The organism is Streptomyces cellostaticus, from assembly GCF_001513965.1.
GTDB classification, from domain to species: domain Bacteria; phylum Actinomycetota; class Actinomycetes; order Streptomycetales; family Streptomycetaceae; genus Streptomyces; species Streptomyces cellostaticus.
Genome location: NZ_KQ948064.1, coordinates 1 through 24,675, shown reverse-complemented (window position 1 = coordinate 24,675; position 24,675 = coordinate 1). Strand labels below are relative to the sequence as shown.

The following is a 24,675-nucleotide window of genomic DNA, read 5'->3' as shown; positions in this document are numbered from 1 at the left end:
TGAATGCAACGTAGCGTTTCTGTCATCGGAAACAGCGGGACGAAGGAGCACACCATGCAGAAGAACCAGAGCACGACGCAGAAGTTCCACACCCCGGCCCCGGTCTCGGCCGTCCTCGACATCCCCGCCGGACGCATCCGGTTCATCGCCGCCGACCGCACCGACACCACGGTCGAGATCCTGCCCGCCGACGCCTCCAAGGGCCGTGACGTGAAGGCCGCGGAGCAGACCGAGGTCGTCTACGGCGACGGGGTCCTGCGGATCCAGACCACGGCGGCCAAGAACCGGATCCTCGGCGCCTCCGGGTCCCTCGAGGTGACCGTCCAGCTGCCCGCCGGCTCCCACATCGAGGCCAAGGCGGCCAGCGCCGAACTCCGCGGTGTCGGACGACTCGGCGACGTCACCTTCGAAGGCGCGCAGGCCACGGTCAAGCTCGACGAGACCGCAAGCGCCCGCCTGACCACCGCCGCCGGTGACATCCGCCTCGGCCGCCTCGGCGGCCCCGCCGAAATCAGCACCCAAAAGGGCGACATCCACATCACCGAAGCCGTACACGGCACGCTCACACTGCGCACCGAACACGGCAACATCACCGTCGGCGCCGCCCACACCGTCTCCGCCACCCTCGACGCCGGCACCACCTACGGCCGCATCCACAACGCGCTCAGGAACACCGACACCACCGCCGGCCTGAACATCCACGCCAGCACCGCCCACGGCGACATCACCGCCCGCAGCCTCTGAAAAAGGGAGCACCCCCCCATGAGCGACCCGGCCATCGCGGCGAACGGCCTGCGCAAGTCCTACGGCGAGACGACCGTCCTCGACGGCATCGACATCCACGTACCCGCGGGCACGATCTACTCCCTGCTCGGCCCGAACGGCGCCGGCAAGACCACCGCCGTCAAAATCCTCTCCACCCTCATCTCCCCCGACCCCGCCTCCGGCCCCCTCCGCGTCGGCGGCCACGACCTCACCACCGACCCGCAGGCCGTACGCGCCGCGATCGGCGTCACCGGACAGTTCTCCGCCGTGGACGGCCTGATCACCGGCGAAGAGAACATGCTCCTCATGGCCGACCTCAACCACCTCCCCCGCGGTGAGGGCCGGCGAGTGACCGCCGAACTCCTGGAACGCTTCGACCTCACCCAGGCCGCGAAAAAGCCCGCGTCCACCTACTCCGGCGGCATGAAACGCCGCCTCGACATCGCCATGACCCTGGTCGGCAACCCGAAAATCATCTTCCTCGACGAACCGACCACCGGACTCGACCCGCGCTCCCGCCACACCATGTGGCAGATCATCCGCGAACTCGTCACCGACGGCGTCACCGTCTTCCTCACCACCCAGTACCTGGAAGAAGCAGACCAGCTCGCCGACCGCATCGCCGTCCTCACAAACGGCAAAATCGCCGCCCAGGGCAGCGCCGAGGAACTCAAGCGGCTCATCCCCGGCGGACACGTACAACTGCGGTTCACCGACCCGGCCGCCTACCAGACCGCCGCCCTCACACTGCGCGAAGCAACCCGCGACGACCAGGCACTCACCCTGCGGATCCCCAGCGACGGAACCCAGCGCGAACTGCGCACCATCCTCGACCGACTCGACGCCGCCGGCACCGAAGCCGACGAACTGACCGTCCACACCCCCGACCTCGACGACGTCTTCTTCGCCCTCACCAGCACCACCAGCATCCCCGCCCAGCCCGCCCAGCCCAAGGAGGCCGTCCGATGAGCTCCCTCACCCTCGCCCTACGCGACTCCTCCACCATGCTGCGCCGCAACCTCCTGCACGCCCGCCGCTACCCCTCCCTCACCCTCAACCTCCTCCTCACCCCCGTCATGCTCCTCCTCCTCTTCGTCTACATCTTCGGCGACACCATGAGCGGCGGCGCAGGCCGCTCCGCCTACATCGCCTACATCACCCCCGGCATCCTCCTCATGACCATCGGCTCCACCGTCATCGGCACCGCCGTCTCCGTCGCCACCGACATGAACGAAGGCATCATCGCCCGCTTCCGCACCATGAACATCCACCGCAGCTCCGTACTCCTCGGACACGTCGCCGGCAGCGTCCTGCAAGCCATCACCAGCGTCGCCCTCGTCGGCGCCGTCGCCCTCGCCATGGGCTTCCGCTCCACCCACGCCACCCTCCTGGACTGGCTCGCGGCATTCGCACTGCTCACGCTGGTCGCCCTGGCATTCACCTGGATCGCCGTCGGCATGGGCCTGGCCAGCCCCAACGCCGAAGCCGCCAGCAACAACGCCATGCCCCTCATCCTCCTCCCCCTCATCTCCAGCGCCTTCGTCCCCCTCCACACCATGCCCGGCTGGTTCCAGCCCATCGCCCACTACCAGCCCTTCACCCCCGCCATCGAAACCCTCCGCGGACTCCTCCTCGGCACCGACACCGGCAACAACGCATGGATCACCATCGCCTGGTGCCTCGGCCTCACCGCACTCGGCTACCGCTGGTCCAAAACACAGTTCAACCACAACCCCACATAGACGACATGAACACGCGGGCCACCACCCGCAACCCCACCCACCCCCCAGGGCGGCGCACACCGACAACCCAAGTCGGCGTACGCCGCCCCAACCACACACCCAGCAACCACACCCACACCCACACACAACAAAGACACAACCACTGCGGATCAGGAAACAGACGCCCGCCTACGCCACCGCACCAGCAGCACGACAGCCGCAGAACCCAGAACAAGAGTTCCGGCACCCACACCCACCCACACAACCGACGGCACCCCATCATCATGCGTGGCACCCTGGGTGACAGTAAGGCTGCTGGTCTTCTTCACTCGCCCGCGGTGGCTGACGACGGTCACGGGATACCTGCCCGGCTTCAGGCCGGGCTTGATCCGCGCCGGGCCCCAGAACATCGGGGCGTCCATCTCATGCCCCTTGAGGAGATCGAACGTCAACTTGGCCGGGGCCTCGAACGCCGGGGATGTCGCGGTCAACCGCTCCTCCTCCCCCGCGTCCGGGGACGCGTCCTGCCAACTCACATACACGGTTCTGCCCGCTGCGATCGTGAAGTCCTTGACCCGGGAACTGAGCGGAGAATCCGCCTTTCCGAAGAACGCGGGGCCCTTGGCCTTACCCAGGTAGTCGGCGTCGCCGGGGCGCGCCGAGCGGACTTCCAGCCGGGTTTCCGCCTTCCGTCTACCGTCCCCATCGGTCACCCATACCGCGTACGTCCCGTCATGGAGTGTGAACTGCAACGGCACGTTCAGGGCGCTGAAAACGCGGGTGTTGTTCCAGGACTCCTTGTCGTGTGCGAGGCGCACCGGCGAGGTGAATGCCGAGGAGTGGGCCGTGAAGAATTTCCCGCTCTCTCCGGAGTACAGGTCGTCGAAGAAGAGACGCACCTTCGTGCCCGGCCGCCTCACGCCGCCCTCGTCCACTTCGATGGAAGGGCGTTTCGGCGGCTTGACGTCGATGGTGTCACGGGCCACGACCTTGCCCCGGGCCTTGACGACGAGCGGATACGATCCGGGCTTGGCCGACGCCGGGATGGGCGCCTTGACGCCCAACCCGCCGGTGTCCCCAGCAGGGTCGTCCATCCGGATCGGGGCCGCGAAGACCGGCGACTCAGCCACCAGGTCCACGCCCGGCTTTCGTTTGTAGTTGAGCAGATCGATACCGATGGCCTCTCCAGGGCGGGGGCCCGCATACGCCTGGGTGATCCTAGGAGGGTCCCCGTCGGCCGCGGCCGGCACCGCCATAACCCCACAACTCAGTACCCCGCCGCATACACCGACGGCCACCGCTCGCTGCCAGCTCCCCCTCATGGCATCCCTTCTCTCACTCACAGGGGAAGAGGGAAAGATCACCGCGGGGGTTGTCCCGCCCGGGCCATACACACGATGACAGGCACACCGGTCCACCCCTCCGACAAGTCCTGGCCGGCCTCGAGGACCTGCGGCGGTGCCGGATCGGCACCTGCACCACCCGTGGCCGGACCCCTTGCCTGAAGAAGACACAGAACCTGACGAAGCAAGGAACGATTCACGGCCACGCCCCTACGCCTCGACACGTGCCACGGTCACCGTGATTCGACGCTCCTCGTCCCCGTGCGTCCTGTCGACACGCAATCACCCGCGCTGCTCCTCGTGCAGTCGTACGGCGCAGCGGTCCGTACGCCACCGGATCTGGTGGAGCAGCCTCGCCCTCGACGAGAGCTTTGCGGTGGCGGTATGGGTGGACGCGTGCCTTCCCGACGGGGGTTCGCGGGCGAACTCGTCGCCCTACGGCATGGTCGGTGCCTCCGCCTGACTTGGTACACAGGCATGCCCAAGCCCAGTCGGTTTCTCGATCAGGTCCGGCGTTTGGCCGCTGCGTTCTGAAAATCCGCGGAGCCGGAGCTGATTCACAGTATGTGAAACGCGCCTAGGAGGACAGAATCAGTCGCATGCCACGACGTACCCGGAAGACGGTTCCGCCCACAAAACCCCTGCTCAGAGCGCCCCTTCGGGTCGGCAACCTTGACGTTGCAGCGGTCGTAGGCGAGCTGCGCCAACTACACCAAGATGCTGAGGACCCATCGATTGACCAAATGCCGGATGATGAAGAGCTCTTCAAAGCTCTCGTCTATCTGGAGAGACAGGCAGGAGCCCTGAAGGACGACCAGGCGCGACGCGACGCGGCGATCACACGCGTGCGTCTGTGGCAGTACGTGCGTGAACAGGCGGACGTCCACCAGGCCAGGGCTGTCGCCGATGCACGGTCGGCGCGGGCAGAGTGGGCGGACTTGATGCCTGCCCTCGCGGTGAACACACCCAGCGCGGCGTACAACAAGGCGACCCGGCTGCGGGCGGCTGCGCTCGCAGCCCAAGGGGAGCCGGCGGTTCGGCGTACGCCTGAGGCCGTTCTTGAGGCTGAGCGCAGGATTGAAGCCCGGGCTCTTGCCACGCGGCGGGCTGAGGAAGAAGCGGCCCGTCGCCACGAGCTCCTCGTGCCAGTGGCCCAGCGACTCCTTGACTGCCGCAGCGAACTGGCAGAAGACGAAGACGTGGAGTTCTGGCTGGAGCAGATCGAAGCGGTACTCCCCCACTGCACGACAGCAACACAGATGGTGAGTCTCGGCACGTATCTGGAGGCTCTCGTCCGTGTCCTGCGGAAGCTTGGTCGGCAGGATCCGCAAGCGGCGTGCTCCACTGATGAAGCCAGGGCGGCTTGCGCGGCTGCCGAGGAATTGCTCCGCCGATGACGGGGGACCGGTCCTGCCCGGGTTGGCTCCGGCGCTGCGCTGGAAGGGCCGAGCCGAGGTGCTCCGGGCTGGGTTCCGACCCGCGCCCTGGTGCGGGGAGCGGGGTTCCCGTACAACGGACCATGGCCCATCGCCCGGACCCCGATGACCTGTCACCGCCAGATGACTGGAGCGTTCCTGAGCGCCGTCTCTGGTCCGCCTTCCGTGACGGCAGCGTGTTGGACTTCCGCACAGGTACGGAAGCTGATGACGATCCCTCGGCTGGATCGGCCTGGGGGCCGGAGCGGCAGATCAGAGCCCATGTGATCGCTGTCCTGCTTCTCCATGGTCCGTCCGCGCGTCCTGGGAAGGTTCGTGCGCTCCGTGTCACGGGAGCCCGGGTGACCGGTGCACTCGACCTCACCTCTGCGACCGTCAGCTGTGAGATCGACTTCGACGGCTGCTCCTTCTCCGAGACCCTGAGCCTTCGGCACGCCTCGACGCTCGCTGTCCACCTGGGCGGGTCCTACCTGCCCGAGCTCAGCGCGGAGGCCCTGACCTGCCCAGGGCTCGACATGCGTGACACGGTCGTGGAGGGAAACATCTGGATCCAAGGGAGCACCATCACGATCGACCTCAACCTCGACCGTGCGAGGGTCGACGGTTGGATCAACGGAAATCTCCTCACGATCGGGTCATGGTTCAACGGTCGCTTCGGCCTGTCCGTGGGGCAGTGGCTGGCTCTCGCCGGCGCACGGATCGGGGGTGTCGACCTGAGACTGGCCGACATCGGCCACGCAGGCGCGGAACAAGGGCTCGGGGCCCAGCTGTTGACGTGTGACACGTTCTGGGCCTCGGAGATCAGGGTGGCGCACGGCATCGCCCTGAGCGGCGCATGCATCAACGGTGAGGTACTTCTGTCGCAAGCCGTGGTGTACGAGGTTCCCGCGGTCGAGCCGGCGATCCGGCTCGACGAGATCTACGCACGGCGTCTGGACATCGACACAGCGCAGACGGACACGAAGTCCGTGTCGTTGCGCGGGGCCACCGTCGGCAAGCTGATCGACCGTGCCCAGGGAGGTCCCCTGCTGGACCTGGATGCGCTCACCTATGAGCGGCTCGAACCGCTGCCACCGCGCTCGACCCCGCTTCGGCTCGCCTGGCTCCGGAAGAACCTCGAGGGGCACTACTTGCCTCTCCCCTACGAGCAGTTGGCGGCGGCCTACCGGGTACTCGGTCATGACGGTGAAGCCCGCAGGGTTCTACGCGCCAAGTACCGTCACCACCGCTCGACGCTGCCGTGGGCAACGAAGATCTGGGACTGGTTGCAGGACGTCGTCGCGGGATATGGCTACCGTCCAGCCCTTGCCGGCGGGTGGCTCGTCGCCCTTGCAGTCCTCGGCACGGTTGTCTTCAGCATCAGCGAGCCTCGTCCCCGCGACCCCGGCCATGGCCCGGACTTCAACCCCACCGTCTACACACTCGACCTCCTGCTGCCCATCATCGACTTCGGCCAGGAGAAGGCGTTCCTGCCGACGAACAGACTCCAGTGGTTCGCCTACGTGCTCATCGCCTTGGGATGGCTACTCGCCACCACGCTTGTCGCCGGCCTCACCCGTGTGCTGGGACGTTCCTGACAGGAGGCAACGCGGCAACGGGTAGCACTCCCGGGGATCCAGCATCGGAGTACGGCAGCTGGCGTGACCTCTGGGCCGCTGTGACGTGGCGCGCCGACGTTGATGCTACGGCCAGCCACGCCCTTGGGTGATTACGCCGTAATCACCCAAGGGGGCCAGGACTGGCGGGGGAGTGATGACTGCTCGCCGGGGTCCGCGGACGACCAACTTCATTGAGACCGGAGGTCATCTGACGTGGCACCCCGACGCCGACGCTGCAGCTGCGATCTCAGGTGATTACGGCGTAATCACCTGAGGGGGCGGGCCTGGCGTGGGGGAGTGGTTATGTCGTCATGAGCTGGGCGGGAGGCAGGACCCTGCCAGGGTGATTACGGCGTAATCACCCTGGGGCGTCCTCACACGGTGACCCAACTTGGTCTAGCTAACGTGTCGATGCCACGAACGATCATGAACGTTAGTATGGTGTCTCTCATGAGTTCGCCAGCCACCTCCAACGACCGCGAGAAGGTCGTCTCCAAGCTGCCGGGATGGCTCCGGCAGAACCTCAAAGTCAGGGCCGCTCAGCACGGCATCGAGATCCAGGCCGCGGTCGAACAGGGCATCAGAGACTGGTGCAACCTGGCCTCCGCCACTGACACCGTCGACACCGCCGGTGCCGATTCGTTCTCCACCTTCCTGCCCCCCGGGCAGTGGGAGGAGTTCCGGCAGATTGCAACGGATCGGCGCATTTCCCTTATTCAGGGCCTTGCCCAGTCCATCCAACTCTGGCTCGACGTCAACCCTGCCCCGGACGTGGAACGGCCGGAGATCACCCGCCGCATCATCGTCTGCAACCAGAAAGGCGGTGTCGGCAAGACCGCCATCACCGCCGGCCTCGGTGAAGCACTCGCCGAAGATGCCAACACCCTCCACCCCGTACGCGTCGCCAAGGCCCTCACCAAGGCCCTTCGGGCGAGTGACACCCAGGCCGACGAGGCGGAACTTAAGGACAACCCGCTCGACATCGAGAACCTGCCGGGCCCCGGCCAAAACGTGCTGCTCGTCGACTTCGACCCGCAGTGCCACCTCACCAACCAGCTCGGCGCCACCCCCCTGCCGATGAACGGTGACAGTCTCACCAACCACATGGCAGGTGACCCCAAGGGCGACCTCCGTGACCTCATCGTCTCCGTCGACGACGAGGCCTTCGGCGGCCGCCTCCATCTCCTGCCCGCCTGCAACGACGCCTTTCTTCTCGACGTACGCCTCTCCGCAGTACGCGCCAGGGAAGCCGCCCTCGAGCGGGCTCTCGCTCCGCTCGAAGCCGATTACGACGTAATCATCGTCGACTGCCCGCCCAGCCTCGGCCTCAGCATGGACGCTGCCGCCTACTACGGGCGCCGCCGCGAGAGCGAGAAGCCCGGCCAGTCCGGGGCCCTGATCGTCGTCCAGGCCGAAGACAGCTCAGCAGACGCCTACGAGCTGCTCACCACCCAGATCGACGACCTGCGCGGCGACCTCCAGGTCGACATCGACTACCTCGGCATCGTCGTCAACCTCTACGACTCCCGTCGCGGGTACATCGCCACCTCGTCGCTCCAGGGATGGGTCGACATAAAGGATCCACGGGTCGTCGGCCTCATCGGCGACCTCAAAGAACAGAAGGAAGCCGTCCGAGTGAAACAACCCCTGCTGTCCTACGCGCCTAAGTCGCAGCAGGCCGTCGGCATGCGCGCCCTGGCCAGGGAGGTCATGTGAGCAAGGCCGATCAGCTCGGCGCCGGTCGGTTCGGCGGGGGAGTGCGTCCCGTCAGTGCGCGTCGCCAGGCCGTGGCCGCGGCCACGGGGGTTCCGACCGAAGGCGTAGCCGCCCCCACGGAACTTCCCGTCCACCGCATCAGCCTCAATCCCGACAACCCGCGCTCCACTCTCGGAGACCTGACCGACCTTGCCGGCAGCCTGAAGACTCACGGGCAGAAGCAGGCGATCACGGTCATGAACCGTGACGCTTACGTCGATGCCAACCCGGGTCAGGAAGCCGCACTTGAGCCGGACACCACACACGTCGTGGTTGACGGCAGCAGCCGCCTCGCCGCCGCTCGTGAGGCCGGACTCGCCACCATCAAGGTCATGGTCAGCGACGACCAGGGGGCTACCTCGGAAGAACTTCTCGAGTCGGCCCTGGTCGCCAACATCCACCGGCAAGACCTCGAGGAGATCGACGAAGCCCGTGCCCTTCAACGACTCCTGGTCATTCACGGGAGTCAGCGGGCTTTGGCCAAGCGTCTGCATCGCTCCCAAGGCTGGGTGTCCCAACGCCTGGCGCTTCTCCATCTCACTCCCGAACTGCAGGCCCGCATCGGCGAGGAGCCCATCGACCTGCTGCGGGCAGTCGGCAACAAGCCGGCCGAGCAGCAGGAAGCAGTTCTGGAAGCGCTGAAGGCGGAGCGGGCGCGGAAGGAGGACGAAGGGACACGTACAGCCACGGCCCAGCACGAGCAGACCACCAATGGACTCGTGGACAGCGCGAAGGCAGGTCCCGTCGGTGAACAGGGTGGGGACACAGCTGAGGACGGTCCTGCTGGTGATTACGACGTAATCACCAGCAGCCCCGGCACCCCCGCGACGACGGGGGATTCAGCAGCGCCCACGACTTCGGAGGCGATCCCCGAACCGCGCGCTCACGCGTCCACACCGGGAACGACCGAAACCGTCGATGAGGAGCCGCGACTTCGGAGGGTGCCGTACGACGAGCCCGGCTCCCTGGCGATGCTCCTGGACGCAAAGATCGCCTCGGACGACACCTTCTTCGACCTGCTCCGGTTCCTGAGCACGAGGGCGTTGGAACGGGATCCAGCCCGGCTCGGGGAGGTGGCGCGTTTCTTCGTTGAGCAAGCCGCCGCTCGGGTGGGCTGAACCCAAAGGGCCCGACAGAAGGGACAGCTCTGAACGTCAGAGCTGTCCCTTCTGCTGTTGGTGACCATTCAGATGGGTGAGGCTCGCGGAGGACAACGCCCGCGTTCGGGGACCAGCGAGCTCGGCTCACGGTCGGGCCCTACAGGGGCCCACGCAGGTTCGAACGGCATCATGCGGGTGATCGTCACCGACCAGGCATGCGCCGTACTCCTGATCGGGCAGGCGCTCAAGGCAATCACCGTGCTCCAACGCCTCTGCGGCTCCGGCATCGACCGGGGCTCTCCTCCATCGGGGCTCTCCTCCATGACTGGAGGTCAAGGAGAACGTCCTGCGGAACGCACCTCATGTACGTGACGTCAATGAGGTGCGTTCCGCAGGACGTCAGGTTGCGCGGCGAAGAGGGACGACGACGTTCTCGCCCATGCGCTTCGGGTCGAGACGGTAGTACTTGATGTGGCCGATCCTCTCGGTCTCCTCGAGCCAGCCCGCTTCGATGACCTGCTTGCGGGTCCGGGAGAACACGGGTGGAGCCATGCCGACGAGCTTGGCCAGGTTCGCGGCGGTCTCCAGGACGGCGCCGGACCGGTCGGTCGGGTGCAGGGCGTACAGCATGACAACGAGACGCTGGTTGGCTGTCATGCCAGCCGTCTTCTCGAGCAGTTCGAGGTTCTTCTGCTTGTCGTCGCTGCTGATCACTGGACCTCCCACCGTGCAGGGGCATTGTCATCGAATCCGGGGATGTCCGGCGGGTTACACGTCTTTACCGCTTCTCGCTGCTCAAGGCCTGTTCCATGGAAGGCGATGTACGGGCTGATGCGGTAGAAGTTGTAGTTGCCGATGCGTCCTCGAACAACCAGGATGCGATGTTTGGCCAGCTTCCTGTTGATCTTCCCGACGGCATCAGTGGACATCCCCACTCGTTTGGCGATGTCCGCTCCAGTGGCCCTCAGCGGCTCCATGCCTTCCGGTGAGACCCCGATCCACCACAGAATGAGGAACTTCTGGCTGGGCGTGAACGCCTTGGATTCGGTGATCGCTTCGACACGTGCCTTATCGACCTGCGTGTGCCTGCCGGAGAAGGCGTATGGCGCATAGGGGATCGGCTCACCCGTGTCGGCGTCGACCAGTCTGCGTAGTGCTCCCAACGGGCCCTCCGTGCAAGGGGGGTGATGCGTAGTTCATGAGGGACGGCTGTGAGGCCGACCTGATGAACCTAACGTACATGAGCAGGAAGTCAATCAACTCTGCCTGTCGGCCGTGTCGGCTGCCGTCACGCTCAGGGTTCACGCCGTCAGATCTCGGCCGCTGCGACGCGGACTCATGTACGTCACGTCAATCTGGTGCGGTTGGAGGAACTGGGTACCCAGTTCCTCTGACCGTGGTGGCAGTTTGCTCGGTCGTGGTCACGGTTTGGTGAGTCGTGGTGCCAGATCCCTCAGACGCTGTAGTACGTCCGAGGGATCTGGGTACTCAGTTCCGAGGATCGTCCTAGGCGATCGGTGGAACTGCCTGCCAGTTCCGTCGATCTTGGTTGTTCGAGGTGTTTGTGCAGGTCAAAGGCCTATTGGCGGGGGTGCTCTCTTATCCAGTAGGAAGCCCCGCCGTACACGTCACCGCCGGGCAACCACCGTGTGACTGTCCCCCCGAGCCCGCCTGCTCATCGGTGCCCACCAGCCGCTGCCTTCCGCCGACGCACACACGCAGGACGAACGAACCTCAGCCCCTGAACAGGCGCCCCGTTCCGGCCTGCGGCTTGCACTCGACCGAACCCGTTGAGGTCGGTCGGCGAGGTTCCTTCGCCCACCCCGAACCCACCGCTTTCCGGTGCGCACGGTCCGCGCCACGACGAAACGGATTCGCGCCGGGAAGTGGTGGGGCAGCGGGGTCCAGGGGCCGGCGAAGGCCCCTGGTACCACGCAGCCGCACCACGCTCGGGATGCGACCACGGACCCAAGCTTTCGCACGGCGCGGTCCGTCCCCCGCCACTGGGGTGTCTGTGACCCGCGCGCAGGCACTCACCTGCACCGGCAAGAGACCTCTGGGGCTCGCCGAGTCTCATGCGGGGCACTTCTTCGCGTCCGGGCACGGAGACTGATTCCCAGTGATGCTTGTCAACCAGCGAGCCGTGGGCTGCGGCTGGCCTCGGGCGCCGCGCTCGAGGGGTTCGCCGGTGACGGTGCCGGACCCGCCGCCGCCGGTGGCGACGCCGCCGACCGGCTTGGGCGCGGGGAAGGGGGGCTCGTCCTGCCGGCAGGTCGTTCCGGCCGGCAGGAGCGTGCCGTCGACGAAGTACCGGCTCTCGTACGTCTTCACGCAGCTGCTGGGATTGGTCAGCGCGGTGTGACCGTATCCCTCGTGGGTGAGCAGGCGGGCGTCGGCCAGTTCCCCAGCCAGCGCCTGCGCGTTCGCGTAGGGAGTGGCAGGGTCGTACCTGGTGCCGACCAGCAGGACGGGGTGTGCCGTCGGCCTGTTCCACGGGCCGCGGTAGCGGTCGGCCGCGACGGTCGGCCAGGAGACACACGCCACGGTGGCCCAGGTCCAGAAGCGTCCGGCGTCGGCCGCGCGGCCGACGGCGGCCTCTGCCATGGCGTGGTAGGCGGCGGGGTCACGCGGATTGGGGCTGTCGCCGCAGAGCACCGCACTCGCCTGTTCCTCGCCGAGGTACGGATTCGGCTGCGGGACCGGTGGCGGGGCCGGGAGCGGGGACGGCTTCGGGACGCGGCCCTGCCAGAGGTCCCCCAGCCTGCCGGCGAGGTCCGTCCAGCCCGGGTGGACGAAGTAGAGGCTGCTCACCACGTCGGCGACCGTGCGGCCGTAGGTCCACTCACCCACGGGATGCGCCCGCAGCCGCCGCATCAGCTGGTCGAACCTGTCCCGGGTCGCTTTCAGGCTGCCGGCGGAGAGGGCGCAGCCCGCGGTGTCCGTGGATCCGCACAGGGTGAGGAACCGGTCCAGGACCGCTGCCGCGGCGCGGTCCGAGCCCATACGCAGGAACGTGGTGAGCCGGGGGTCCGTGTCGGAAGCGTGGTTCGTCCAGGCCTGCGGATCGATGTCGCTGTCGAGGACCATGGCGCGGACCCTGCCGGGAAACAGGTTGGCGTAGGTGGCGCCCAGGATCGTGCCGTAGGAGATTCCCAGGTAGGTGAGTTGCGCATCGCCCACCGCCTGGCGCAGCCCGTCGAGGTCGCGAGCGGTGTCGGCGGTCGACACATGGCGCAGCAGTTCGGGGTCACGCCGCTGACAGCGCCGGGCCAGGTCCTGGTACGCAGCGAACACGGCCGCCCGCTGCTGTGCGCCCACCGGGACGCCGGCCGGTTTGCCCGCGTTCCACGCGGCGGCCTCCCCGGGGGGCGCGAAGCAGTTCACCGCGGTACTGCTGCCGATCCCACGGGGGTCCCAGCTGACGATGTCGAACCGCTCCCGCACCTCGCGCGGGAAGGACCCGTAGTTCTGTGGCATCTGGACCGTTCCTGGCCCGCCGGGTCCGCCGGGGTTGAAGAGCAGGGTGCCGATGCGTCGACCGGGGTCGGTCGCCTTCCGTTTGACGACTGCCAGTTCGATGGTGCGACGACCTGGGTTGTTGTAGTCCAGCGGCACCTTCGCGGTCGCGCAGTCGAACGGGCTGCCCTGAACGCAGGGTCTCCAGTCCAGCTTCGGGGCCGGCACCGAAGGTGTGGGAACACCTCCGGCCGCAGCGAGGTTCTGCCCGGTCAGAAAGGTCGGGCAGGTCACCAACGCGGCGATGACCGCGGCACAGAACCGACGGCCCGCTGTCGGTCCAGATATGTGCATGCCTTGTCCTTCCACGGCCGAGGGCCGGACGCCCTCTGCGCTGGACGTCGCCACGCATCTGCGTCAACGGCATCGCAGCCCGGCAACGCGCGCGAGCCGACCGCGGCCACATGGCCGAACCGCCGGCCGACCAACCGGGTTGGCTCAGACGGACGTCGCCCTTGCCCGTGGGGAAATCATGAGATCCCCCCACGGGGATGCGGGCTGTGGCTCTCAGTAGCCGATGGTGAATCGGCGCTGGACGAAGCGAGGCAGCTCCGCCTCATCGATCAAGGCGACGGCCGTGTCCTCCACCGAGATGCGGCTGCGGCCGTCAGCGTCCAGGACCGGCTGGTCGCCGCCGATCCTGAAGCGGCCGGTGCGCTCGCCGGGGGCGATCTCCTCTGCGGGGCTGAAGTAGGTCCACAGCCGGTTCGAGGTTCGCAGGACGTTCAGGGCGTCGCGGTGGCCGCGCACCGCTGCGGCGTATTCGCGGGGCAGTCCAAGCTGGTCGAGTGCGGCGTACAGCAGCTCGTCGGAGTCTGCGCGCACCACTCCCGGTTCGGTTTCGAGGCTTCCGGCCCCGCCGATCACGATGAGCCGGGTCCGTGGATGGCTCTCCAGAGCCTTCAGCAGGGCCCGTGCCGCCGTGGCGTAGACGGTGGGGTCGGCGATCGAGCGCCGGACTGTGTCAGCGAAGTCCTTGGCGGCATTGCCCGGCTGGAATCCGCTGATGATGACGTCGAGTCCGGGCAGGACGCCGGCGATGCTCTTCGGGTCCAGGACGTCGACGCTCGCCCAGGTGATGTTGTCCCGACGCTCCTCGCGCTGCGTCTGAGCGGCGTCCCGGCTGAACGCCTTGACGTGGTGGCCCCGCTCGAGGGCCTCGGTGACGACCCTGCTGCCGATGGTGCCCGTGGCTCCGATGACTCCGATGTGCATGGTTCTCCCCTGTGCATGCAGAAGCGGGACGCCACTAGAGGTGACGCCGCGCAGAAACTATACGCCGTGAAGTTTATGCACGGGGCTAAGTAAATTGACGCTGTAGAGTGCCTGTTGTGACAGTCATGGGAAGCAGCGGAAGGCGCGAGCGGCTACGGGCCGAGACCACGGCCGAAATCAAGAAGGTGGCCCTGGCCTTGATGGCCTCGGGCGGCCCGGACGCCATCACTCTGCGGGCCATCGCCCGCGAGATGGGCATGACCGCCAACGCGATCTACGGTTACTTCGCGACCCGGGACGACCTGGTCACCACGCTCATCAACGATGTCTACACCGCCTTGGCCGACTCCGTGGATGCCGCCTGGGAGACCGTCCCCGCCACGGATCCCGCCATCCGCATCGGGGCATGGGCCACCGCCTTCCGGACCTGGGCTCTGGTGAACCCCCAGGGCTTCCGGCTCATCTACGGCGACCCTGTCCCTGGCTACCACGCCCCCGAAGGCGGCCCCGCCCCGGATGCCGCACGCCGGGTCTGTACCGGACTCACCGCACTCGCGGCAGCCGCATGGCCGCACGCCCAGCACCTCTACGAGGACAGCGCCTTCGACTGGTCCGACTTCGACCCGGGGCTCCTCGACAAAGTGCGGCCAGCATTCCCCGACCTGCCGCCCGCAGCCGTCGCCCTCGCCCTGCGGATCTGGGGACACCTGCACGGCCTGGTGTCACTGGAGGTCTACGGCCACATGCACACCCAGACCACCAGCCCGGAGAAGCTCTTCCAGGAGGAACTCGCCCAGCTCGTACAGATGCTGGGTGTCCCGCGCCGGAGTTGAACGCCCGAAGTGCCGTCAGGCTCCCCGAACTGTCGCCGGCGCCTGCGGCTTCGCCCGAGCCTTCGCAGTTGGCGAGTTGAGTGTTGTGGTCGGCGAGCGAGCTGATCTCGCACCCGACACGCAGGCTCTCGCCGCCCGAATCGGCCGAGACGCCGCAGCCCAACCCACCCAGGGGCATGGCGCATGGGCACACAAGGCTCACGTGTCGGAGTGTCGTCAAGGCTCCGCGTCAGGACGGGGCGAGGACGCAGAACTCGTGGCCCTCCGGGTCGGCCAGGCACGTCCACGGGACGTCGCCCTGGCCGACGTCGAGGTCGGTGGCGCCGAGGGCCCGCAGCCGGGCCACCTCCGCTGGCTTGTCGTCACCGGGGTACGGCAGCAGGTCAAGATGGACACGGTCTGGCACGGTCTTCACGCCGGGCGTGCGGAGGAACTCGAGATACGGGCCGACACCCTTGGCGGAGCGCAACACCGCATGATTGTCGGTCACCTCGTGCAGGGTCCAGTCCAGCGCCTCGTCCCAGAACCGGGCCATGGCCCGCGGATCCGCACAGTCGACCACCACTGCGGCGATCGGCCCGGTGTCCCGGTAGATCTCCCGAGGCTCCAGCACGCAGAACTCGTTGCCCTCGGGGTCGGCGAGGACCGTCCACGGCACTTCGCCCTGGCCCACGTGGGCGGGCGTCGCACCGAGAGCCTTCAGGCGCGCGACCAACTCCGTCTGATGAGCCGCAGAGGTGGTGGCGAGATCGAGGTGCAACGACGTAGGTGGTCACGCCGGGGCTGTAAGCACTCCAGCCGAGCGCCTCCGCCCAGAACCGGCCGACCGCCGAGTGATCAAGAGCCTTTATGTTCACCATCACAGGTCGCAGTGCCACGCCGGTGATCCTATGCACTCGCTCTGCCACGACATCCGCGCCGTCGCCGAACAGAGAGCAACTCGCTTGGCCGACGACATCCTGTCTGTCCGGACGGCCGATGCCGCCTCTCGCCGTCGCCCTGATCGCGCCCACCGGCAGCGCCATGATCGGGTCTGCCGGGTTCACACGTACGCCTCGATCGGCACGACCTCTGGCTGCCTGACACTCGCTGGTGACCGCCGTGGTGCGGGAGGCAGGTCTTTGCCCAGGCGGCGAAGCCACGCTGGGTCAGCTTCCAGTCCGCGCGTGCGAGTTGCCGACGACCTTGTGGCTGTCCGTCCGTGAGCCGTCCAGCGCGCCGCTCCTTCTCCGACAGGGCGGGGGCAGGCCGTAGCGCTCCAGGGCGGCGGGGGAGAGGACGAGGACCGGGTCTGCGTCGCGGCCGTTGCGGTGCAGGCGGGCCTGCCTGCACGATCTCGTTTCAGCCAGCCTCCAATCCACCAGCGCGGGAAGAGTCTTGGCGGGCACGTCCAGGACCAGGCAACGGGGCGGGAGCGGGCCTTCAGGGCCGGTGTCACGGCTGCACCTGCACGGGGCGAGCCGACAGGCCCGGTGAAAGCCCTGGCGCAGTGGGCTCAGGCCCGTTCCCTGGCTGGGGGGAGGAAGCGTTCGGTGAGTTTCTCCAGGAGCCGGGCGTAGGCACCGCGCTGGGGCGGCGCGGTTCGGTCCTGCCCGGTTCCAGCGCGCCACGGTCTCGCGGCGCGTCTCCGAGGCGGTCGCTGTCTGGGCCTGGGTCAAGTCGGAGGCCTTGCGCAGGCGCCTGCGTTCGTGGGCGACGGCAGGTCGTCCTGGGAGGCCTGTTGCAGCAAACGCGTCGACGGCGCTGAGCAGTGCGGCTGCTGCAAGCAGGCGATGGGGGAGCACCTGCGGCTCGAGTTCCGGTGCACAGTCGCTTGAGTCGCTTCGGTCACTGGCCTGAAAGGGACGGGGCGGGGGAGCGACTGAAGAAGAGCGACCGAAGCTTCTCTCGGTCGCTTCTTGGTCTCAGATAAAACCCCAGGTCAGACGGGGTTTGACGGCTCATTAGCGACTGAAGCGACTGAAGGTCTGGGTATATCAAGACATTCGTGCGTGTGCGTGTATGCGCGTGCGCTTCATATATAGGGGCCTTGAGTCGCTTCAGTCGCTGTTTTGGCTTGCGCAGAGGGTTTGACGTGCTGTTTTGTGGAGCTACCGACGGAGCGACCGAAGGGAGTCCGGTCGCTGGTGGTCAGTTGCTTCAGTCGCTGGGGGCTTCTTGTCCGACACGACGTGCCGTTACTCCCCCGTCGTCCCCCCTGTCACCGCAGCTTCGCTAATCTAATGTTCGTCGTTGAGTCGCTTCAGTCGCTGATGGGGGATGCGCGTGGCTCATGAGCTGTGGGTTTCACGCAGCGACTCAGGGCAGACCGACTCCGTGCCCGCCGTCGCTGCGCCGAACCTGGCCATCGCCAGGTGGTGTGCCAGTCGTGGCTGGCCGGTCCACCCGCTGGCACCGGGACGCAAGACGCCTGCGGGCAACTGCGACGCGTGCCGCCAGCCGGGGCACACCCATCACGGGTGTCCCTGCCTCCGGGCCGGTCGCTGGTGCCACGGGTTCCATGCTGCCTCCCTGGACTTCGCCCGTATCGAGCAGTGGTGGACCCGGGCTCCCGGCCTCGGAGTCGGGGTCGCCTGCGGTCCGGCCAACCTGGTGATCATCGACATCGATGCGCACGAGCAGCCGCTGCCCGCCCGCGACCGGTTACTGCCAGGTATCCCCATCGCCGCCGGCGTGAATCTGGTCGGTCTGGCCAATGGCTTCCACACACTCGATGTCCTGGCCGCTCTGCGGGGCGCCACCAGCCCGGCGCAGGACGACACGACGTTGCGTGTGCGTACGCCGTCCGGAGGCCTCCACGTCTGGTACCGCGCCCACACCAGCCACCGCTGGCAGTGCTCCACCGGCTCGGGGAGCGGCCGCGCCCTCGCCTGGCAGGTCGACGTCCGGGCCCACGGCGGATACATCGTCGCTCCGGGCACCACCACCGCGGCCGGGACGTACACGCCTGTGGGAGCCGTACGGGAACCCGCGCCGCTCCCCGACTGGCTGGCGCGTGAGCTGGACCGTACGGGGCACCTTCCGCCCGCCCACGTGCCCGCTCCGCGGCCTGTGCCGCCCCGGGCCCGCCAGGCGGTCATCGCGGCCGGAGGAGGCCGCGACGCGGCCAGCAGGGCCCTGGCAGCCGTACTGACGGAGGTGGCGGCCTGTGCGGCCGTTCCGGAGGGCGCGGCCTTCTCCGAGAAGCTCAACCGGGCCGCGTACACCGCGGGAGGACTGGTCGCCGCCGGGCACCTGACGGCGACGGCCGCCCAGCAGGCCCTCACCGAGGTGGCAGAGCAGGCCCGCCCCGGTCAGGAACGCCGCTACGGCCCCATCATCCGCAGCGGCCTCAACGCCGGTTCCCGGCGCCCTCTGTCGCTCGGGGGCCGCGCATGACCTCCCGTAACGAGAACGTTCTCTTCGACGCCCACGCGGTTGCCGCGCAGATCCTCGCGCAGGTACCCGCCCCCCTTTCGGGCCGGGAGCAGCAAGCGGCCGCCACTGGCGAAGGGGCCTCCGGCGAGGCGACCGCCGCCGGTCTGCTGCCGGACACCCTCACCGACCGGGGCAACGCCAAGCTCTTCGTCAAGCTGTACGCCAACGACTACCGGCACGTCCCGGGCCTTGGCTGGTACCACTGGGACAGCACCCGCTGGCAGATCGACGAGGACGACACGGTCATCTGGGCTGCCGGTGACCTGGCCGAGAGCATCGCCTCCACCGATCCGCGCGGGGTGTTCACCCCGTCGGCGCTCCAGCAGCACCGCCGACGCGCCCTGAGCACCAGCGGGATGAACGCGATGCTCACCCAGGCCAGGTCCGCCCCCGGCATGGTGCTGAACGCCTCCCGCCTGGACGCCGACCCGTACGCCCTGTGCACCCCTGCCGGAATCGTCGATCTGCGCACTGGGCTGATCCGCACGCCCGACCCGAACAAGGACTTCCACTCCCGTTCCACCAGCGCCGCCCCCCAGGCCATGCCGACGCCGCGCTGGCACCGGTTCCTCACCGACACCTTCGGTGAGGGCCCCGACGGCACGGAGATGATGGGCTTCCTGCACCTGCTGCTCGGCTACTCGATCACAGGAGACGTCGGCGGGCAGGTCATGCCGTTCCTGTTCGGCTCCGGCAAGAACGGCAAGTCGGTCCTGCTGGACGTCCTGGTGAAGCTGCTCGGCGACTACGCGGACGCCGCGCCGCCCGGCTTCCTCATGGCCCGTCCCTACGAGGGGCACCCCACCGACCTGGCCGAACTCCACGGCCGCCGGGTCATCGTGTGCAGCGAGGTCAAGCCCGGCGACAAGTTCGACGAGGCCCGCGTCAAGCTGCTCACCGGCGGCGACCGGATCAAGGCCCGCCGGATGCGTCAGGACTTCTTCAGCTTCGAACCGACCCACAAGCTCTGGCTGCTGGGCAACCACCGTCCGGAGGTGGGCACGGGCGGCTTCGCGTTCTGGCGGCGTATGCGGCTCATCCCGTTCGAACGCGTGGTCTCCGACGACCGCAAGGTCGACAACCTTGCGGACATTCTGGTGACCGAGGAGGGCCCGGGAATCCTCAACTGGCTCATCGAGGGCGCCCGCCGCTACCTGTCCGGCGACAAGGACCTCACCGGCCCCGAACGGGTCCGTATCGCCACCACCGCATACGCGGAGACCGAGGACCACATCGGACGCTTCCTGGGCGAGTCCTGCCGTTTGGAGCCGGGCCTCAGGGCGGAACAGGCCGGTCTCTACGCGGCCTACCGGACGTGGTGCCAGCATGAGGGAGCCCCGGCCGTCTCGTCCCGGTCTTTCGCCGCGCGGGTCCGTGAGGCGGTGGGACTGGCGTCTCCGAAGGAGATGATCCTGTCCAACCAGCGGAAGTACTACCCGGGCATCGGGTTGGCCGCAGACGAGGAGACAGCATGAGCGCTCTCGTCGCAGAGAACGGGCTCGTCCGCGAGGTCGAGCCCGTCTGACTCGAGGACATCAGCAGGCTGGACCGGCTGCCGTACCTCGTACCTCGTGGGGCCGGGTCTCTTGTCAGGCCTTTCCGGCGTGCAGGAGTTCGTCGGCAGGCTGCTCGTGGCCGGCCTGACCGGGCGCCGGGCGTCGGCCCGTCGTCAGCGCGGTGGGCGACAGGCCGCAGTCGGCCGCCAGGTCGGTGGCCCGCCTGAGGAACGCGGCACTGGAGGCATCGTCGAGGGCATCGAGGGCGTGGGCGTAGTCGGCCATGACCCGGGCCAGTTCGATGCGGTCCTTGCAGCGGCGCGTTTCGCCGACGGCGCGGGCGAGGGTCCGCAGGCGCGGACCGGGGGCGTCGGTGACGGCGAGCAGGCGCAGGGCGCTGGCCCGGTGCCGGGGGCCGATGGCGGGGACGGCAAGTTCCTCGGTGAGCAGCGCGCGGGCCTGGCCGACGCGGCCGGAGCACAGCAGTGTCTCGGCGATGTCGCCGCGCCAGGGCAGGTGCGGCAGCCGGCCGGTGCCGTGCCGACGGGCCAGGCGTGCGGTGGCCACGAAGGTGTCGAGGGCGTCCTGGTGGCGGTGCGCGGCCAGGTGGAGCCGCCCCCGGGCGCGCAGCACGGGCACGCCGGCCCAGCCGTTGTCGGGTGCGGGCTGGTCGAGGTGGGCGGAAGCCTCCTCGTACCGGCCCTGGGCGATGAGGACTTCCGCCCGTACGGCGGTGGGCCACAGGCGCAGCGAGGTGGGCCGGGTTCCGATGGCGTCCTGGGCCGCGGCCGCTTCCTCCCCGGCGGTGGTGAGGTCGCCGAGCTGGAGCAGGGCCTCGGCGCGCAGGGTGCGGAACGCGGCGGCCCAGGAGGCTGTCCGGGCCTGCGGGTGGAGTTCCGCGCACCAGGTGGCGGTCTGCTGGGGGGCGCCGTTGTGCAGCAGGACGCGGGCCGCGTGGAGCAGGGCCGGGTAGGTGGCCGGGGCCGGGGTGTTGGAGCGCAGGAGCCGTTCGGCCGCGCGGGCGTCGCCGGGCCGGATGGTGGGGTGCGCGGTGTACCAGTGGGGCGGCGCGGTGCGGTCGCGGTGCGTCTGCCGGGCGGAGCGGGAGGTGTTGCTTCCTGGACTGTCGGACCGCTGTGGCATGACGGCGCGTCGGGTCGTCGAGGTGTACTCCATTGGGTCAGTGAACCCGAGAGCGGTGGTGCGGACCATGCGCCTCAGGCCGGTCTTGAGCGTTTCTCGGGCGGCGCCGCCCCTTTCGGGGCCATCAGGGCCGGCTTCCGTGCCGTCCCTCTCCCGGCGGGCGGGGCATTTCGTGGCAGCGACTGACGGGCAGCGACCGGCCAGCGACTGGGCGGGGGTGGGTCGCTGCTGAGTCGCTTGATAAAAGGCCAGTTCAGAGGCGGTTTCAAGGGGTGGCAGCGACTGAAGCGACCCAAGGTCCGGATATGCCAAGACATTCGCGCGTGTACGTGCTGTGGGTGTACGTGTGCGAGTGTATGCGGGTGTGCGTGGACGCGTTCATAAATAAAGACTTGAGTCGCTACGGTCGCTGACGGCGGAAGCACATGGTCGATGAGCTGCGGGTTTTACGCAGCGACTCACGTCGGCCGGGGCCGGATCGAGCCCTCCCTGAGGGCTGAACAAGCACAGCTCTACGCGGCCTACAAGTCATGATGTCAGAATGAGGGAGCCCCGGCCGTCTCTTCCCGGGCCCTCGCGGCCCGGGTCCGTGAGGTGGTGGGACTGGCGTCGCCCAAGGAGATGCTCCTGTCCAACCAGCAGAAGTACTACCAGGGCATCGGACTGGTCGCCGACGAGGAGACAGCATGAGCGCCCTCATCGCAGAGGACGAGATCATCCACGAAGTCGAGCTCGTCTGGCTGGAGGACACAGACGCGCTCGACTATGTGCGCCAGAGTCTGGACCGGCTCCCGACGCGGCGCGGCAAGCCCGCCTACCACCGCGACGGACGCATGGTCGGATACGCGCTGCTCGGCCCGGAAGCCAAGCCCTCCCGCTCGTCGGGCACCTTCCGACGGCGCGTGTTCTGGCTGCTCCCGCACGACCGCGACACCGCCCCCGAAGGGCTGTACGCCACCGGGGCGCCCGCCGAGGCCGTCGACCCGCGCACGCTCGCACCGGGCAGCAAGGGCCGCAAGACCGGGCGCTCCGAGGGCGGGCCACAGTCGCCGGAGCTGCGGGAGCTGGGCATCACGCTGCCGCTGTGAGCGGGGGCATGGGGCAGCCCGGCCGGGCTGCCCCATGCCCCCGGGTCCGGGGCGGAGAGCTGTTCGCGCCCCCATGCAGGTCTCTGGGGAGCCGTCCGCGGACGCATGGTCTGCGCGGGCGGCAGCCTCGGAGACTACCCACGTTGGTGATGGTCCCGGTCAGCGGTGCGGGTGAGACTGATCAGGCTTTCCTGTGGGGGTCGGTGGCGACACGCGCATGCCCGACGGTTCCCGCAGTGGGGCTCGCCTGTGCAGACGACCACTAGGGAAGAAGAGCTTGAGGACGCCATGCGGCAGCTTGAGATAGCACTGATCGGCGCAGGGCTGATAGCACGGATGCACCTGGAGGCGTGGATCGGCGCCGGGGCGTCTGTGCGTGTCCACTCGCTGGACGGCCGTGCCGCGGCCCTGGCCGACGAGTTCGGGGCCAAGGCCGTGGACTCCCTGGCCGACGCGCTGGACGGCGCGGACGCCGTGGACATCTGCTCGCCGACGGACACCCACCGGGACATCGCCCTGGCCGCCATCGCCAAGGGCGTGGCGGTGGTGTGCGAGAAGCCCCTCGCGGCCGACGTCGCCGAGGCCGAGGAGATCGTCGACGCGGCGGAGCAGGCCGGCGTGCCGGTCTACCCGGCGCACGACATCCGCTTCGCCCCCGCCTTCGCCCGGCTCCACGAGCTGGTGGCCGACGGCCGTCTGGGAGCGGGCACGGTCGCCCGGTTCACCGTGGCCGGATACCACCCCCGGGCCTGGACCGGTCACGCCTCCGCGGAGTCGGGCGGCATCCTGACCGACCAGATGCTGCACGGCGTGGACATCGCCTACTGGCTCTTCGGGGACGTCGTACGCGTACACGCCCACTACCAGGGGGAGATCGCCGCCCCGGCCCCGGAGGGCACCGCCGCCACCGGAACGGCCGTCCTCACCCACGCCAGTGGCGCGCTCAGCCAGGTCGTGGCCCGGTGGACCCCGACCCCGCAGCCGCCCATCCGCGTCGCCTACCACGTCTCCGGCACCGGCGGCACGATCGTCCACGACTCCGAGTGGCCCCAGGAGATCACGGTGTCCGGCGGCCCGGCCGGCGCCTTCGGCTACTACGGGGAATCCCCGTTCTTCTCCGAGATCCGTGAATTCGCCGACGCGCTCAGAGGCGGACCCCAGCCGCGTCTGGTGTCCCACGACGCCCTGGCCGCCGTCCGAATCACCCAGGCCGCGGCACGCTCCGCCCGGACGGGACGCGCCGTCGAACTGCCCCTGAAGGGAACCGCCGCATGAAGGTCGCCGTCCTGTCCTTCGCCCACGAGCGCGCCGAGACCTACGCCCGTCTGCTGCACGCCCTGCCGGACGTGGAGCTGGTCGTCGCCGACCCCGACGGCGCGGCCCGGGGGAGGGACACCGGGCCGGCGTACGCGGAGAGCTGGGACGAGGTCTTCGCACAGCGCCCGGACGCCGTGATCGTCACCGCCGGGACCGGCCGCCGCCGCGAGCTGGTCGAGCGGGCGGCCGCGGCCGGGGCGCACGTGCTGTGCGAACACCCCCTGGCGTCCGACGAGTCGGACGCCGAGGCCATGGTGCGGGCCTGCGCGGACGCCGGCGTACGGCTGAGCCTCGCCTCCCCGGCCTGCTACGGCCCGGCCTTCGCCGCCGTACACAAGCAGATCGCGGACGGTGAGGTCCTCGGCGGTCTGACGACCGTGCACGGGGCCTGCACCGGCCCGCGACCGGCACAGGGCGGAGCCCTGGACACCCACGCGCCCGCCCTGCTGGACATGGTGGACGTGCTGCTCGACGGCACAGCCGCGGAGCAGGTCTACGCCCAGACCAACAGCGTCCTCAGCACCGCCCCGGACGTAGAGAGCGCCGCCCTCGTCACCGTGCGCTACGCCGACGGAACCGTTGTTTCACTCGACTGCAGCTGGAGCGTGGACGGCGACACGTCGGCCACGGCCGGACCGACCCTGAGCGTCATCGGGGACAAGGCGAGCCTGGAGTTCACCGCCTGGCCGCGACTGCTCGGCGGATACGACGCCGCCGGCTCCCGGGAACACTGGGTGACACGCGGGGACGACCCGTACGCCGTCATGCTCGGCGCGTTCCTCGCCGCGGTCCGCGACGGGAACGCGGCCGGACCGGACGGGGCGACAGGACTGCGCACGCTGCGGATCATCCAGGCGGCCCGGGAGTCGGCACGCACCGGGCAGCCGGTCGAGGTAGCGGTGCCGGTGCCGTAGCCGGGGCTCTCCGACTAA

At 68.6% G+C, this 24,675-nt stretch carries 19 protein-coding genes and 1 pseudogene; 13 read left to right on the top strand and 7 right to left on the bottom strand.

The genetic code is table 11. The annotated features are described in order from the left end of the window. Positions 1-54 precede the first annotated feature (54 nt). The 3 genes from AQI88_RS40625 to AQI88_RS40615 are packed head-to-tail and all read left to right on the top strand — an operon-like array spanning position 55 to position 2,507. On the top strand, positions 55-744 hold the full coding sequence (locus AQI88_RS40625) for a DUF4097 family beta strand repeat-containing protein (protein WP_067010603.1): 690 nt from the start codon (positions 55-57) through the stop codon (positions 742-744). 18 nt (positions 745-762) lie between these two features. Continuing rightward, positions 763-1,734, top strand: coding sequence for an ATP-binding cassette domain-containing protein (locus AQI88_RS40620; protein ID WP_067010602.1), 972 nt, complete (start codon positions 763-765; stop codon positions 1,732-1,734). Next, the gene (locus tag AQI88_RS40615; protein ID WP_067010599.1) at positions 1,731-2,507 is read left to right on the top strand and encodes an ABC transporter permease; all 777 of its coding nucleotides are present in this window, start codon (positions 1,731-1,733) and stop codon (positions 2,505-2,507) included. Before AQI88_RS40620 ends, AQI88_RS40615 begins: the two co-directional genes overlap by 4 nt. Positions 2,508-2,656: 149 nt before the next feature. Here AQI88_RS40615 and AQI88_RS40610 read toward each other — a convergent pair whose 3' ends face one another. Continuing rightward, positions 2,657-3,850: a hypothetical protein gene (locus AQI88_RS40610; protein ID WP_159050539.1), complete on the bottom strand. Its 1,194-nt coding sequence runs from the start codon at positions 3,848-3,850 to the stop codon at positions 2,657-2,659. Between the two features lie 578 nt (positions 3,851-4,428). Between AQI88_RS40610 and AQI88_RS44435 the strand changes: the two genes are divergently transcribed. The 4 genes from AQI88_RS44435 to AQI88_RS40590 all read left to right on the top strand — a co-directional run bounded on the left by AQI88_RS44435 (position 4,429) and on the right by AQI88_RS40590 (position 9,736). Further along, positions 4,429-5,226: a hypothetical protein gene (locus tag AQI88_RS44435; protein WP_244184597.1), complete on the top strand. Its 798-nt coding sequence runs from the start codon at positions 4,429-4,431 to the stop codon at positions 5,224-5,226. 122 nt (positions 5,227-5,348) lie between these two features. Continuing rightward, a complete protein-coding gene (locus AQI88_RS40600) occupies positions 5,349-6,842 on the top strand; it encodes a hypothetical protein (RefSeq protein ID WP_159050538.1) in 1,494 nt (497 codons plus the stop codon). A 471-nt stretch (positions 6,843-7,313) separates the two neighbouring features. Continuing rightward, positions 7,314-8,579: a ParA family protein gene (locus AQI88_RS40595; protein ID WP_067010618.1), complete on the top strand. Its 1,266-nt coding sequence runs from the start codon at positions 7,314-7,316 to the stop codon at positions 8,577-8,579. Beyond that, complete coding sequence (locus AQI88_RS40590; RefSeq protein WP_067010591.1) at positions 8,576-9,736, top strand: ParB/RepB/Spo0J family partition protein; 1,161 nt, start codon at positions 8,576-8,578, stop codon at positions 9,734-9,736. The genes AQI88_RS40595 and AQI88_RS40590 overlap by 4 nt, the downstream gene beginning before the upstream one ends. A gap of 381 nt (positions 9,737-10,117) precedes the next feature. Here the strand turns inward: AQI88_RS40590 and AQI88_RS40585 are convergent, their stop codons facing one another. From AQI88_RS40585 to AQI88_RS40570, 4 genes are all read right to left on the bottom strand, one after another. Beyond that, positions 10,118-10,429 carry a cyclic nucleotide-binding domain-containing protein gene (locus AQI88_RS40585; RefSeq protein WP_067010615.1) on the bottom strand — a complete coding sequence of 104 codons (312 nt, stop codon included), beginning with the start codon at positions 10,427-10,429 and terminating at the stop codon, positions 10,118-10,120. Beyond that, positions 10,429-10,881: a replication initiation protein, RepL1 gene (locus AQI88_RS40580; protein ID WP_067010589.1), complete on the bottom strand. Its 453-nt coding sequence runs from the start codon at positions 10,879-10,881 to the stop codon at positions 10,429-10,431. Before AQI88_RS40580 ends, AQI88_RS40585 begins: the two co-directional genes overlap by 1 nt. A 910-nt stretch (positions 10,882-11,791) precedes the next feature. Continuing rightward, positions 11,792-13,528: an alpha/beta hydrolase gene (locus AQI88_RS40575; RefSeq protein WP_079058145.1), complete on the bottom strand. Its 1,737-nt coding sequence runs from the start codon at positions 13,526-13,528 to the stop codon at positions 11,792-11,794. Between the two features lie 213 nt (positions 13,529-13,741). Continuing rightward, positions 13,742-14,449 (bottom strand): NAD(P)-dependent oxidoreductase, encoded by a 708-nt coding sequence (locus AQI88_RS40570; protein ID WP_067010586.1) that lies wholly within the window; start codon positions 14,447-14,449, stop codon positions 13,742-13,744. Between the two features lie 125 nt (positions 14,450-14,574). Here AQI88_RS40570 and AQI88_RS40565 point away from each other — a divergent pair, with 125 nt between their 5' ends. Continuing rightward, positions 14,575-15,282 (top strand): TetR/AcrR family transcriptional regulator, encoded by a 708-nt coding sequence (locus AQI88_RS40565; protein ID WP_067010584.1) that lies wholly within the window; start codon positions 14,575-14,577, stop codon positions 15,280-15,282. Between the two features lie 229 nt (positions 15,283-15,511). On the opposite strand, the pseudogene AQI88_RS40560 reads toward AQI88_RS40565, so the two are convergent. Then, positions 15,512-16,160, bottom strand: a pseudogene (locus AQI88_RS40560) (VOC family protein). 1,468 nt (positions 16,161-17,628) lie between these two features. On the opposite strand from AQI88_RS40560, the gene AQI88_RS40555 reads away from it, so the two are divergent. Then, entirely contained in the window at positions 17,629-18,660 is a 1,032-nt protein-coding gene (locus AQI88_RS40555; RefSeq protein ID WP_244184600.1) for a bifunctional DNA primase/polymerase, read from the top strand. After that, positions 18,657-20,174, top strand: coding sequence for a DNA primase family protein (locus AQI88_RS40550; protein WP_067010582.1), 1,518 nt, complete (start codon positions 18,657-18,659; stop codon positions 20,172-20,174). Before AQI88_RS40555 ends, AQI88_RS40550 begins: the two co-directional genes overlap by 4 nt. A 114-nt stretch (positions 20,175-20,288) precedes the next feature. Here the strand turns inward: AQI88_RS40550 and AQI88_RS40545 are convergent, their stop codons facing one another. Further along, positions 20,289-21,371 (bottom strand): hypothetical protein, encoded by a 1,083-nt coding sequence (locus AQI88_RS40545; RefSeq protein WP_067010580.1) that lies wholly within the window; start codon positions 21,369-21,371, stop codon positions 20,289-20,291. Between the two features lie 653 nt (positions 21,372-22,024). On the opposite strand from AQI88_RS40545, the gene AQI88_RS40540 reads away from it, so the two are divergent. The 3 genes from AQI88_RS40540 (at position 22,025) to AQI88_RS40530 (ending at position 24,657) form a co-directional block, all read left to right on the top strand. After that, entirely contained in the window at positions 22,025-22,426 is a 402-nt protein-coding gene (locus AQI88_RS40540; RefSeq protein ID WP_067010578.1) for a DUF6009 family protein, read from the top strand. 288 nt (positions 22,427-22,714) lie between these two features. Beyond that, on the top strand, positions 22,715-23,701 hold the full coding sequence (locus AQI88_RS40535) for a Gfo/Idh/MocA family protein (RefSeq protein ID WP_067010575.1): 987 nt from the start codon (positions 22,715-22,717) through the stop codon (positions 23,699-23,701). Further along, entirely contained in the window at positions 23,698-24,657 is a 960-nt protein-coding gene (locus AQI88_RS40530; protein ID WP_067010572.1) for a Gfo/Idh/MocA family protein, read from the top strand. Before AQI88_RS40535 ends, AQI88_RS40530 begins: the two co-directional genes overlap by 4 nt. Positions 24,658-24,675: the final 18 nt, after the last annotated feature.

Coding starts and splice junctions, on each gene's coding strand:
- AQI88_RS40625 (WP_067010603.1), top strand. CDS start 55: ATGCAGAAGAACCAGAGCACGACGCAGAAGTTCCACACCCCGGCCCCG.
- AQI88_RS40620 (WP_067010602.1), top strand. CDS start 763: ATGAGCGACCCGGCCATCGCGGCGAACGGCCTGCGCAAGTCCTACGGC.
- AQI88_RS40615 (WP_067010599.1), top strand. CDS start 1,731: ATGAGCTCCCTCACCCTCGCCCTACGCGACTCCTCCACCATGCTGCGC.
- AQI88_RS44435 (WP_244184597.1), top strand. CDS start 4,429: ATGCCACGACGTACCCGGAAGACGGTTCCGCCCACAAAACCCCTGCTC.
- AQI88_RS40600 (WP_159050538.1), top strand. CDS start 5,349: ATGGCCCATCGCCCGGACCCCGATGACCTGTCACCGCCAGATGACTGG.
- AQI88_RS40595 (WP_067010618.1), top strand. CDS start 7,314: ATGAGTTCGCCAGCCACCTCCAACGACCGCGAGAAGGTCGTCTCCAAG.
- AQI88_RS40575 (WP_079058145.1), bottom strand. CDS start 13,528: ATGCACATATCTGGACCGACAGCGGGCCGTCGGTTCTGTGCCGCGGTC.
- AQI88_RS40570 (WP_067010586.1), bottom strand. CDS start 14,449: ATGCACATCGGAGTCATCGGAGCCACGGGCACCATCGGCAGCAGGGTC.
- AQI88_RS40565 (WP_067010584.1), top strand. CDS start 14,575: ATGGGAAGCAGCGGAAGGCGCGAGCGGCTACGGGCCGAGACCACGGCC.
- AQI88_RS40550 (WP_067010582.1), top strand. CDS start 18,657: ATGACCTCCCGTAACGAGAACGTTCTCTTCGACGCCCACGCGGTTGCC.
- AQI88_RS40545 (WP_067010580.1), bottom strand. CDS start 21,371: ATGGAGTACACCTCGACGACCCGACGCGCCGTCATGCCACAGCGGTCC.
- AQI88_RS40540 (WP_067010578.1), top strand. CDS start 22,025: ATGAGCGCCCTCATCGCAGAGGACGAGATCATCCACGAAGTCGAGCTC.
- AQI88_RS40535 (WP_067010575.1), top strand. CDS start 22,715: ATGCGGCAGCTTGAGATAGCACTGATCGGCGCAGGGCTGATAGCACGG.
- AQI88_RS40530 (WP_067010572.1), top strand. CDS start 23,698: ATGAAGGTCGCCGTCCTGTCCTTCGCCCACGAGCGCGCCGAGACCTAC.